Source organism: Pandoraea soli, assembly GCF_902459595.1.
Taxonomy (GTDB): domain Bacteria; phylum Pseudomonadota; class Gammaproteobacteria; order Burkholderiales; family Burkholderiaceae; genus Pandoraea; species Pandoraea cepalis.
Genome location: NZ_CABPSG010000024.1, coordinates 19,890 through 32,186, shown reverse-complemented (window position 1 = coordinate 32,186; position 12,297 = coordinate 19,890). Strand labels below are relative to the sequence as shown.

Annotated in this window: 9 protein-coding genes and 1 pseudogene; 8 read left to right on the top strand and 2 right to left on the bottom strand. The window is 63.2% G+C overall.

Annotated elements, in window-relative coordinates; genetic code table 11:
• Together PSO31014_RS21600 and PSO31014_RS21595 are read right to left on the bottom strand one after the other, a co-directional pair.
• Nucleotides 1-560 (bottom strand): annotated as a pseudogene (locus PSO31014_RS21600) (allantoicase); the annotation flags it as partial.
• A gap of 82 nt (nt 561-642) precedes the next feature.
• Nucleotides 643-1,974, bottom strand: coding sequence for a C4-dicarboxylate transporter DctA (locus PSO31014_RS21595; protein WP_150553492.1), 1,332 nt, complete (start codon nt 1,972-1,974; stop codon nt 643-645).
• Between the two features lie 433 nt (nt 1,975-2,407).
• Between PSO31014_RS21595 and PSO31014_RS21590 the strand changes: the two genes are divergently transcribed.
• From PSO31014_RS21590 to PSO31014_RS21555, 8 genes are all read left to right on the top strand, one after another.
• Nucleotides 2,408-3,175, top strand: a complete 768-nt coding sequence (locus PSO31014_RS21590; protein ID WP_150553491.1) for an SDR family NAD(P)-dependent oxidoreductase — start codon at nt 2,408-2,410, stop codon at nt 3,173-3,175.
• The gene (gene treF, locus PSO31014_RS21585; RefSeq protein WP_150553490.1) at nt 3,172-4,815 is read left to right on the top strand and encodes an alpha,alpha-trehalase TreF; all 1,644 of its coding nucleotides are present in this window, start codon (nt 3,172-3,174) and stop codon (nt 4,813-4,815) included. The genes PSO31014_RS21590 and treF overlap by 4 nt, the downstream gene beginning before the upstream one ends.
• A gap of 143 nt (nt 4,816-4,958) precedes the next feature.
• A complete protein-coding gene (locus tag PSO31014_RS21580) occupies nt 4,959-5,720 on the top strand; it encodes a FadR/GntR family transcriptional regulator (RefSeq protein ID WP_150553489.1) in 762 nt (253 codons plus the stop codon).
• A gap of 195 nt (nt 5,721-5,915) precedes the next feature.
• On the top strand, nt 5,916-7,061 hold the full coding sequence (gene carA / locus PSO31014_RS21575; protein WP_150553488.1) for a glutamine-hydrolyzing carbamoyl-phosphate synthase small subunit: 1,146 nt from the start codon (nt 5,916-5,918) through the stop codon (nt 7,059-7,061).
• 39 nt (nt 7,062-7,100) lie between these two features.
• Complete coding sequence (gene leuE, locus PSO31014_RS21570) at nt 7,101-7,769, top strand: leucine efflux protein LeuE (RefSeq protein WP_150553487.1); 669 nt, start codon at nt 7,101-7,103, stop codon at nt 7,767-7,769.
• An 18-nt stretch (nt 7,770-7,787) separates the two neighbouring features.
• Complete coding sequence (gene carB / locus PSO31014_RS21565) at nt 7,788-11,030, top strand: carbamoyl-phosphate synthase large subunit (RefSeq protein WP_150553486.1); 3,243 nt, start codon at nt 7,788-7,790, stop codon at nt 11,028-11,030.
• 246 nt (nt 11,031-11,276) lie between these two features.
• Entirely contained in the window at nt 11,277-11,753 is a 477-nt protein-coding gene (gene greA / locus PSO31014_RS21560) for a transcription elongation factor GreA (protein ID WP_017231907.1), read from the top strand.
• Nucleotides 11,737-12,252 (top strand): DUF4149 domain-containing protein, encoded by a 516-nt coding sequence (locus PSO31014_RS21555; protein ID WP_150553485.1) that lies wholly within the window; start codon nt 11,737-11,739, stop codon nt 12,250-12,252. The genes greA and PSO31014_RS21555 overlap by 17 nt, the downstream gene beginning before the upstream one ends.
• The last annotated feature ends 45 nt before the right edge of the window (nt 12,253-12,297 follow it).

Here is a 12,297-nt window from a genome sequence, read left to right as displayed (position 1 = left end):
AGGTCGATCAACTCGTCGCGCGAACGTCGCGCCCAATCGCTCTGCGGCAAGCCATACACGCGCAAACGCGCCAGGCCCCCATCGGGGTACAGGTTCACTCGCACATGGGTCACCGCGCGCGACTGCGTGATCGCATGGTAGTGGTGCGCATTGCCCTGCAAGCTGGTCGACGCCAGCAATTCGAACCACTCGGCCGACTCGCCCGGGGCGCCGTCCGGGCTGTTGCAACCCTCGAGCGACGCGGCCGGCGGGAAGTTGCCGGTGAAGTGGCTGGTGTCGAGGTCAACGCCAAACAACACGCCCGGTCGCGCCAGCTTGACCACACACCAGTCGTAGCCGTTCACACGCTTGCGACGTGTCTCCCAACCATCCATCCACTTGCCGTTGTCGTCGTATTTGCCCGGGATGAAGACGGCCGGCTCTGGATTGAGCATGCGCTCTTTGGCCGCGAAGAACTCGTCGCTGGCCTCCAACGCCTGCGCACCCAGGCGCGGATCAGCCAAGTTGACGTAACGGCGCACAAATTCCGGTGCGTTCGGGTCTTGCGGGGCGAGGGCCATGTTGCGTTTGACTCCAGGAGTAGCTGCCGACGCCTCGCGTCGGCAATAGGTTCGTTGGATCGTTTTACGTTGTCGCTGTCGTTCAGCGTGTCAGTGCCACGTTGGCCGGCGTGCCAGCTTCGGCAATGTCGTTCACGGTCACCGCAATGGGCTCGTAAGGCAGCACGCCATCGAGCACTTTGTGGGCTCTCGCAAAGTCGACGTCTTTTTCCCACGCGGCCACGACGAGGGTCGCGACGCAGTTGCCCAGCAAGTTGGTGACGGCCCGGGCAATGCCCACGAACCAGTCAACCGGCAGGATCAGTACGAGGCCAATGACCGGGATGGCGGGAATGGCCGTGAGCGTCGCCGCCAGGATCACGATGGCGGATCCCGGAATGCCATGGGCACCCTTGGAGGTCAGCAGCGAGACGAGGATGACGAGGATCAGGTCATGGATGGACAACGGGGTGTTGGTCGCCTGGGCAATGAAGATGACGGCCAACGTGAGGTAGATGGAAAAGCCATCGAGGTTGAAGGAGTAACCCGTAGGTATCACCAGACCCACGGTGGATTTTTTGATGCCCATCCATTCGAGCTTGCGCATGATGGCCGGCAATACGGCATCGGACGATGCGGTGCCCAATACGATGGACAACTCTTCACGGAAGTATTTGATGAACTTGAAGATGTTGAAGCCCGCCAGACGCAATACGGTACCCAGTACCACGGTGACGAAGACGAAGCAGCTCACGTAGAACACGAGCACGAGCATGCCAAGCTGCTTGAGCGACGACGCGCCATATTTGCCGGTGGTGAACGCCACGGCACCCAATACGCCCAGCGGCGCGAGTCGGATGATGAACGCCATCACCCGGAAGAAGACGTGGCTCAGGTCTTCGATGAAGCGCGCAACAGGACGCCCACGCTCACCAAGGGCCGCCAAGGCACAGCCAAACATGACGGAGAAGACGAGAATCTGCAGGATGTCGCCCTTGGCAAAGGCGTCGGTCACGGTGTTGGGGATGATTTTCAGCAGAAATCCCGCCGTGTCTTTTAATCCCTTGGCATTTTCAGTGTACGCCGCCATCGCGCTCGGATTGAGGCTGTGAACGTCGATGTTCATGCCCACGCCCGGATGGATCGCCCAGGCCAGCAGAGCCCCGATGACAAGCGCGAAGGTGGTGATGACCTCGAAGTACAAAACGGCCTTGACGCCAACCCGGCCGACTTTGCGCAGATCACCCGCACTCGCCATGCCACTGACCACCACACAGAAGACGATTGGTCCAATGAACATCTTGATGAGCTTCAGAAAGCCATCGCCCAACGGGCTCAATGACTCTCCCAAGTGCGGAAACCAAATGCCAAGCGCCACGCCAACGATCAGCGCAATGACGACTCGGCCAAATAACGAATTAAACAGCTTGGGCATGGTTTGTCTCCTCTGCCTGCAAAATCACTCTCTCGGATTTCGCAATCTCTACGCCTGACGGACTGCGCTCTCTGGGGGCTAATGTTCTCTACGGCAACCACATTTCGAATCAACACCCATCCATTTATCCAGACAAGTCATACCGGTCTGACCAGTGGTGTTATGGAGAATATTAGAAAGCCAATATGGTGGGGTCAAGACGTGTTTTCTGAGGGGATTCCCTAGGGCAGGGCGATGCCCCATGTAGGTTCGGTCGAGGGTGGCGATTCGCTCGTAATCGCCGGTTTTGTTGGGCGAATCCACTGCAATTCGTGTGAACTTCGCTTTGGGACGCGCGGTCGCACTTGCATGGGGTGCGCCGCCTCGACGCCCGGTGAAAGCCGCCAGACAGTGCGCGCAGATCCCGCAACTCGTTCAACTGAGGGGGGGCGCCATGCGAATGAAGGACACGGTGGTACTGGTTACCGGCAGTGCTCAGGGCATCGGACGCGCCATCGCGATCCGTCTCGCGCAGGAAGGCGCACGCATCGTGGTGGAAGATCGGCAGCACAACGCGATGGCCGAACAGACACTCGACGCGGTGCGCACGGCCGGTAGCGACGGCTGCGTGATCGCGGGAGATGTCGGTGACGCCGCGGACGACCGCGCAGTGATTGCGCAAGCCGTCGAGGCCATGGGACGGGTCGATGTGCTGGTCAATAACGCGGGCGTGGAGCGGCGGGCGCCCTTTCTGGATGTGACGGAAGCGGACTACGACCTGGTGATGAATGTGAACCTGAAGGGGGCTTTCTTTCTCACACAGGCGTTTGTGCAGCACCTGCGCGACACGAAGCGCGGTGGGCGCATCGTCAACGTCAGCTCGGTTCACGAGGAGTTGCCGTTTCCGCATTTCACCAGCTATTGCGCGAGCAAGGGCGGCCTGAAGATGATGATGCGCAACCTCGCCATCGAACTCGCCCCACTCGGCATTGCGGTCAACAACGTCGCGCCCGGCGCCGTCGGCACGGCGATCAATCATCAGCTCCTCGCCAATAAGTCGGAGCGCGACGCGCTGATCGCCAACATCCCCCTCGGGCGTCTCGCCGATCCGAGCGAAGTCGCCAACGCCGTGCTATTCCTCGCCTCGCCGGACGCCAGTTATGTCACGGGCACTACGCTGTTCGTCGACGGCGGCCTGCTCTGGCATTACGCGGAGCAATGACGATGACGGGCACCGCACAACGCTCGCTGGCCGCCGGCGGCATGACGCCGGACGTCGCACATTCGGCACCGTCGGACGTGCTCACCCCCGCCGATCGCTATCAGCAGTTGTTCGTCGACGTGCAGACGCAGCGCATTTTTCCCGACAGCAAGACGTTCGTGGACTGCGTGCCCACGCTGGCTCCGGACGAGATCCTGCGCCGCTATCGCGACGACGTCGCGAAACACGGCTTTGACCTTGCGCGCTTCGTGGCGTCGTATTTCACTCTCGAACGCCCACCCGCCAGTCACTATGTCTCTGACCCAGGGCAGGGGCTCGTCGACCATATCGACGGACTCTGGGATGTCCTCACGCGCTTGCCCGAAGTGCACCCGGCCTACAGCTCGCTGTTGCCGCTCCCGCGACCCTATGTGGTGCCGGGCGGACGCTTCCATGAGCTTTACTACTGGGATTCGTATTTCACCATGCTTGGCCTGGCCTGCAGCGCCCGCCACGACCTGCTGGTGAGCATGGCCGATAACTTCTCGTTTCTCATCGACACTTACGGTCACATCCCGAACGGCAATCGCACTTACTACCTGAGCCGCTCGCAGCCCCCGATGTACGGACTGATGGTGTCGCTGTTCGAGTCGCACGGCGTGGCACGGGCGCTCCGGTACTTGCCCCACCTGCGTCGCGAGTACGATTTCTGGATGGACGGGGAGGCGTCGCTCGCCCCCGGCGACGCCTATCGCCATGTCGTGTGTCTGCCCGACGGCTCTCGTCTCAATCGCTACTGGGACGAACGCGATACGCCCCGTGAGGAAGGTTATCTGGAAGATGTGAATACGGCCCTTCATGCGCCGGATCGGCCCGCAGCAGAGGTGTATCGCGATCTGCGCGCCGGCGCAGCCTCGGGCTGGGACTTCAGCTCGCGCTGGCTGGACGACGTCACCAACCTCGCTTCGATCCGCACAACGGCCTTCGTGCCGGTGGACCTGAATAGCTTTCTTTTCGCGTCTGAAGTGCAGATTTCCGCGCTGAGCAACGCCAACGGCGACACGGAAACGGCCCAAGCCTTTGCCGCGCGTGCGCAAGCCCGGCGCAAGTCGATGACCCGCTATCTCTGGTGCGATGGCGAGGGCGCTTTCCTCGATTACGACTGGCAACGCGGCGAGCCGCACCCGCGCTTGTCGGCCGCGCTCGCCACGCCACTCTTTGTTGGACTGGCCTCGCGTGAGCAAGCACGCCGCTCGGCGCAGACGATCGAGGATCGTCTCCTGGCCCCCGGAGGGCTGCGCACGACGCAGGCGTCCAGCCTGCAACAATGGGATCCGCCGAATGGCTGGGCGCCGCTGCAATGGATCGCCATTCACGGGCTTCGTCAGTACGACGAGCACCGGCTCGCGAACGATATCGCCCACCGCTGGCTCTCGACGGTCAGCGCGCTCTATGCTCGCGAAAGTAAGCTCGTCGAGAAGTATTCGCTGCACACGAGCGATGCGATGTCGGCAAGCGGCGGGGGAGGCGGGGAGTACCCGCTTCAAGACGGCTTCGGCTGGACCAATGGGGTGGTGCGTCGCCTCCTCGGCGATCTCCCGGAACACCACGCTCACCAAGTGACGGCGCAGGGTCGCGTACCCGGGGGCGCGCGTCGATAGCGCCTGCCCTGCGCCTGTGCGCCGGGCGAACGGTAAGTCCCTTCGCCGCATGGGTTTGCCGCCGCGTTGGTGGCTGAGCGCCTGGAGAGATATTTGGCGTCGTACAATGCAGATACGTATACCCGCATTCCCTGTGAGGCCTCATGAAGCATTCGGCGCATGCCGTAACCGACGCCGCCGTCGCCATCATCCGCGAGCGCATCGAACGTCAGGTCTATCCGGCTGGCGCGATGCTCCCGTCGCAACGCCAACTCGCCGAAGAGCTGACGATCAGTCGCGCCTCGCTGCGTGAGGCCCTGTCGACGCTTGAAGCGCTTGGCATGGTGGCGATCCGGCCCGGTAAAGGCGTTTATGTGAACGACGCCTCGGCGCGCCTGGGCGTCGCATGGCGCTTCGCCGACCAGATCTCGCTCGCCGACACGTATCAGTTGCGCTATGCGCTCGAAGGCTTCTCCGCCCGACTCGCCGCCCACGCAGCCAGTAATGGCGAGATCGAGTGGCTCACGGACAATGTCGAGGCGATGAAGGTCGCCCTGGTCGACGGCGACGTCGATACGGCCGCCCAACTGGACTTCGCCTTCCACCTGCGCATCGTAGGACTCGCCGGAAACGGGGCCATCGCCGATATCCTGCGCGGCAGCACGGAAATCGTCATGGAAAGCCAGCGCCTGCCGTTCTATCAGCGCGAACTGGTGCTCTCCACCTATCATGAACATCTGGAGATCCTCGATGCCCTGCGCCGCCGCGACGGCGCCGCCGCCGGGGCCGCAATGGAACGCCATATCGTGCTGGCGGCCCAGCGGGCGGGCATTCATTTCCCTATCCCCTCTGCGTATCCGTCCCCGAACAGTCTTACCCCCAGGGAGAACGCAGAGCGTACTGGTGTTCCGCACGTTCAGCTTTGAGATGATCGGGATTTGCGCTATACTTTGAAGGTTTTAGTCACTTAACCCTCACCCTAGCGCCTACCCGCCTGACATCTCGTCCGTAGCCCGAGCCTCCGCTGTGCGCATATTCCGCGCAATTCCGGTGCCCGCGCAAGTGTCATCGCGAGCGGACGATGGGGCTGGCAGCCGGGGTGAAACCTCCAGGAGTTTCCCGTGCTGCCGTCATTCCCACCCGCCATTCTCGCGCTCGCTGACGGCACGGTCTTTCGTGGGTACGCCATCGGCGCTGCCGGTCACACCATCGGTGAAGTGGTTTTCAATACCGCCATCACCGGCTATCAGGAAATCCTCACCGACCCCAGCTATGCGCGTCAGATCGTCACGTTGACGTATCCGCACATCGGCAACACGGGCGTCAACGGTGAAGACGTCGAAGCCACGAAAGTCCATGCCGCAGGCCTGATCATCAAGGATCTGCCGATCCTCGAGTCGAATTTCCGCGCCGACAGAACGCTGTCGCAATATCTGAAGGACGAGGGCGTTGTGGCCATCGCCGGTATCGACACGCGCCGCCTCACCCGTATCCTGCGCGAGAAGGGCGCCCAGAACGGCTGCATCCTCGCCGGCGAAGGCGCCGAGGCGGCCAAGGCCATCGCGCTCGCCCAATCGTTCCCGGGCCTCGCCGGGATGGACCTCGCCAAGGTCGTCTCGACCACGGAGCCCTATTCGTGGACGGAAACGGAATGGCGCCTGGGCGAAGGCTATGGTGAGCAGAAGGATACGAAATTCCATGTGGTCGCACTGGACTATGGCGTCAAGCGCAACATCCTGCGCATGCTCGCCGAGCGCGGTTGCAAGGTCACGGTGCTGCCGGCGCAAAGCTCGGCAGACGATGTGTTCGCCTTGAACCCCGACGGTGTGTTCCTCTCGAACGGCCCCGGTGACCCTGAGCCGTGCGATTACGCCATCGCCGCCACCAAGACGTTCCTCGAGCGCCGCATCCCAACTTTCGGCATCTGCCTCGGCCACCAGATCATGGGCCTCGCCGTCGGCGCAAAGACGCTGAAAATGAAGACCGGTCACCACGGCGCCAACCACCCGGTCAAGGATCTCGCGACCGGCCGTGTGGTCATCACGTCGCAAAACCATGGCTTCGCCGTGGATGCGAACAGCCTGCCGGCCAACGCGCGTGTCTCGCACGTGTCGCTGTTCGATGGCACGCTGCAAGGCTTCGAGCTGACGGATCGCCCGGCATTCTGCTTCCAGGGACACCCGGAAGCGTCGCCCGGCCCGCACGACATCGGCTATCTGTTCGACCGCTTCGTGCAGTCGATGGTCGACGCGAAGCAGCCCGCGTAAGGCCTGGCACGACGAGATACGGATAAGGAAACGCTCAACATGCTCGGAAACTCGATCGGCATCGTCAACCTCTGGACCTACCTGGCCGGAGTGGTGGTGATCATTCTGCTGCCAGGACCGAACTCGCTCTATGTGCTGTCGGTGGCAGCGCAGCGCGGGGTTCGCCAGGGCTACGCAGGCGCATGCGGCGTGTTCCTCGGCGACACGATCCTCATGACGCTGTCGGCCGCCGGCGTGGCGTCGCTGCTGCATGCGCAGCCGGCGCTTTTCTTCGTGGTGAAGTATCTCGGCGCCGCCTATCTCTGCTGGATGGGCGTGAACATGCTGCGCGGGGCCATCGCCAACGCGCGGTCCGCACGGGCCAACGCCACGGCGGCAGTCGTCGCCCCCAAGCCGGTCGACGCGGATCACCCGTTCAAGCGCGCGCTGTTCATCAGCCTGCTGAACCCGAAGGCGATTCTGTTCTGCGTGTCGTTTTTCATCCAGTTCGTCGATCCGGGCTATGCCTACCCCGCCGTGTCGTTTGCGGTGCTGGGCGCGATCGTGCAGACCTGCAGTTTCCTGTATCTGAGCACGCTGATCCTGGCCGGTTACCGCCTGGCCGAGCACTTCCGGCAACGTCGCCGGTTGAGCGCCGGGGCAACCGGCGGCGTGGGCGCGTTGTTCGTCGGCTTCGGTGTGAAGCTCGCGACCGCGACGCTGAGTTAAATTTTTGTTGAGAACGTTATGCCAAAGCGCACAGACATCAAGAGCATCCTCATCATCGGCGCCGGCCCGATCATCATCGGTCAGGCATGCGAATTCGACTATTCCGGCGCACAAGCCTGCAAGGCACTGCGCGAGGAAGGCTTCAAGGTCATCCTGATCAACAGCAACCCCGCCACGATCATGACCGACCCGGACACGGCCGATGTGACCTACATCGAACCGATTACCTGGGAAGTCGTCGAGCGCATCATCGCCAAGGAACGCCCGGATGCCATCCTGCCGACCATGGGCGGTCAGACCGCGCTGAACTGCGCGCTCGACCTGCACAAGCATGGCGTGCTCGAGAAGTACAAGGTCGAGCTGATCGGCGCATCGCCGGAAGCCATCGACAAGGCCGAAGATCGCCTGAAGTTCAAGGACGCGATGACCAAGATCGGTCTCGGGTCGGCCAAGTCGGGCATCGCCCATTCAATGGAAGATGCGCTCGCCGTGCAGGCGCAAATCATGGCCGAGATCGGCGGCAGCGGCTATCCGATGGTGATCCGTCCGTCGTTCACGCTCGGCGGCTCGGGCGGCGGCATCGCCTACAACCGTGAAGAGTTCGAAGAGATCTGCAAGCGCGGTCTCGACCTCTCGCCCACGCGCGAATTGCTCATCGAAGAGTCGCTGCTGGGCTGGAAGGAGTACGAGATGGAAGTCGTGCGCGATCGCGCCGATAACTGCATCATCGTCTGCTCGATCGAGAACCTCGACCCGATGGGCGTGCACACCGGTGATTCGATCACCGTGGCACCCGCCCAGACGCTGACCGACAAGGAATACCAACTGCTGCGTAACGCGTCGCTGGCAGTGCTGCGCGAAATCGGCGTGGAGACGGGCGGCTCGAACGTCCAGTTCTCGATCAACCCGAAGGACGGCCGCATGGTCGTCATCGAAATGAACCCGCGCGTGTCGCGCTCGTCGGCACTGGCTTCGAAGGCGACGGGTTTCCCGATCGCCAAGATCGCCGCCAAGCTGGCCGTGGGCTACACGCTCGACGAGCTGCGCAATGACATCACCGGCGGCGCTACGCCGGCCTCGTTCGAACCGACGATCGACTATGTCGTGACCAAGGTGCCGCGTTTCGCCTTCGAGAAGTTCCGCGAAGCCGACGCGCGCCTGACCACGCAGATGAAGTCGGTCGGCGAAGTGATGGCCATGGGGCGCACGTTCCAGGAATCGTTCCAGAAGGCCATGCGCGGCCTGGAAGTCGGGGTGGACGGTCTGGACGAAAAGTCGACCGACCGCGACGAGATCGTGGCCGAGATCGGCGAGCCGGGCCCGGACCGCATTTGGTACGTGGGCGACGCATTCCGCCTGGGCATGAGCCTGGAAGAGGTGTACGCCGAGACGGCCATCGATCCCTGGTTCCTCGCCCAGCTCGAAGCCATCGTCAAGAAAGAGCAGGCACTGGCTGGCCGCACGCTGGAAAGCCTGTCGACCGAGGAACTGCGCTTCCTCAAGCAAAGCGGCTTCTCGGATCGCCGCCTCGCCAAGCTGCTCGGCACCGACCAGACGGCCGTGCGCCAAGCCCGTATCGCGCAGAAGGTGCGCCCGGTCTACAAGCGCGTGGATACCTGCGCCGCCGAATTCCCGACCGACACGGCCTACATGTACTCGACCTATGAGGAAGAGTGCGAAGCCCAGCCGACCAACAAGAAGAAGGTCATCGTGTTGGGCGGCGGTCCGAACCGTATCGGCCAGGGGATCGAGTTCGATTACTGCTGCGTGCACGCGGCGCTCGCGCTGCGTGAAGACGGCTACGAGACCATCATGGTCAACTGCAACCCGGAAACGGTGTCGACGGACTACGACACGTCGGATCGTCTGTACTTCGAACCGGTGACGCTGGAAGACGTGCTCGAAATCGTCGATCTCGAAAAGCCGGTCGGCGTGATCGTGCAGTACGGCGGGCAGACCCCCCTCAAGCTCGCCCTCGATCTCGAAGCGAACGGTGTGCCCATCGTCGGCACCAGCCCCGACATGATCGACGCGGCCGAAGACCGCGAGCGCTTCCAGAAGCTGCTGCAGGATCTGGGCCTGCGCCAGCCGCCGAACCGCACGGCGCGCGCCGAGGACGAAGCACTGAAGCTCGCCGCCGAGATCGGCTACCCGCTGGTGGTGCGTCCCTCGTATGTGCTGGGCGGGCGTGCGATGGAAATTGTCCACGAGCCGCGTGACCTCGAGCGCTACATGCGCGAAGCCGTCAAGGTCAGCCACGACAGCCCGGTCCTGCTCGATCGCTTCCTCGACGACGCCATCGAATGCGACGTCGATTGCATCTCCGACGGCACGGATGTCTACATCGGCGGCGTGATGGAACACATCGAACAGGCCGGCGTTCACTCGGGCGATTCGGCTTGCTCGCTGCCGCCGTACACGCTTTCGGCGCCGACCGTGGCCGAACTCAAGCGTCAGACGGCCGCCATGGCACGCGCCCTCAACGTGATCGGCCTGATGAACGTGCAGTTCGCGATCCAGCAGGGCAACGGGGTCGACACGATCTACGTGCTCGAAGTGAACCCGCGCGCCTCGCGTACGGTGCCCTACGTTTCGAAGGCAACCGGCCGTCAACTGGCCAAGATTGCCGCGCGCGCGATGGTCGGTCAGTCGCTCAAGTCGCAAAACGTGACGAGCGAAGTGGTGCCGCCGTACTTCAGCGTCAAGGAAGCTGTGTTCCCGTTCGTGAAGTTCCCGGGCGTCGACCCGGTGCTTGGACCGGAAATGCGCTCGACGGGCGAAGTGATGGGCGTGGGCCGCACGTTCGGCGAGGCGCTCTTCAAGTCGCAACTGGCAGCGGGCTCGCGCCTGCCGGCCTCGGGCACGGTGCTCCTCACGGTGAAGGACGCCGACAAGCCGCGCGCCGTTGAAGTGGCCCGCATGCTGCACGCGCTCGGTTACCCGATCGTGGCCACGCGTGGCACGGCCGCGGCTATCGACGCCGCCGGTATCCCGGTGCGCGTGGTCAACAAGGTGAAGGACGGTCGGCCGCACATCGTCGACATGATCAAGAACGGCGAGATCGCACTGGTGTTCACCACGGTGGACGAGACTCGCACGGCGATTGCCGATTCCCGCTCGATCCGCATGTCGGCGCAGGCGCACAAGGTTACCTACTACACGACGATCTCGGGTGCCCGTGCCGCCGTGGAAGGCCTGAAGTATCTGCAGAATCTCGAGGTCTACGATCTGCAGGGCCTGCATGCCTTGCTGCCGGCCTGATTGCGCAAGGCCTGAGCGGTTACGCTGCAAGAAATGGCGCGCTCGGCAGGGAACCGATCCCCGTCGGACGCGCCAAATGGTGCATAGCTGTTGCCATGTCGTGCGGCCGGCCCTGCGGTTGGCAGCCTCGACAACTCTGCTACACTAACGCCACATAGGTGTCACAGCCGCGGTCAAGCGGCGTTCGCAAACCAGTGCGAATGCGGCTTTGCTGCGGCAATTTTTTTGTCTTTCGGAACAACGCGTATGAGTACCATTCCTCTGACCAAGCGGGGCGCCGAGCTGCTCAAAGAAGAGCTGCACCGCCTGAAGACCGTCGAACGTCCGGCCGTGATCACTGCGATTGCCGAAGCCCGTGCGCAGGGCGATCTGTCGGAAAATGCGGAATACGACGCCGCCAAGGAAAAGCAGGGCTTTATCGAGGGGCGTATCGCCGATCTCGAATCGAAGCTCTCCGCCGCACAGATCATCGACCCGTCGTTGCTCGACGCCGAGGGGCGTGTGGTGTTCGCCGCCACCGTCGAACTCGAAGACCTCGACAACGGCGGTACGGTGCTGTACCAGATCGTCGGCGACGACGAAGCCGATCTGGAACACGGCAAGATCTCGGTGAGTTCGCCGATCGCACGTGCCCTCATCGGCAAGTACGCTGGCGATGTGGCCGAAGTGCAGGCCCCGAGCGGCGTGCGTGAGTACGAGATCATCGATGTCCGCTACGTCTGACGTGGCGTCCGCCAGCGGCGCGCCGCGGCTGGAACGGCTGTTTCGCCTGATCGCGACCCTCTGGTGCGGCAGTCAGTGGGCGATCGGCTATGTCGTGGCGCCCACGCTCTTTGCAGTGCTGGAATCGCGCACCATGGCCGGAACGGTCGCCGGTCGCCTGTTTCACACGCAAGCCTGGATAAGTCTCGTCTGCGGCGTGCTGCTGGTCTGGCTGGCGACGGCGCTGATTGCGCGTGCGGGCGACGCCCAGGCGGCACGCAGCTATCGCGGACTGCGGTGGCTGGCGGTGGCGATGATGGTCTGTGTGCTGATCGCCTCGTTCGGCCTCCAGCCGTTCATGGCGGATCTGCGCGCGCAGGCGGAAGCGGCGGGCGTGGAGATCGGCCAGTCGGCGTTCGCTGCGCGCTTTGGCATGCTTCACGGTATTTCGAGCGGCATCTATCTGCTGCAAAGCCTGCTTGGCTTGGCGCTGATCTGGCGGCAGCCGGTGCGTAGCTGAGTGTCGCAGAGGATGCGGCGACGCTGGCTTCGCAGCCAATTTGAT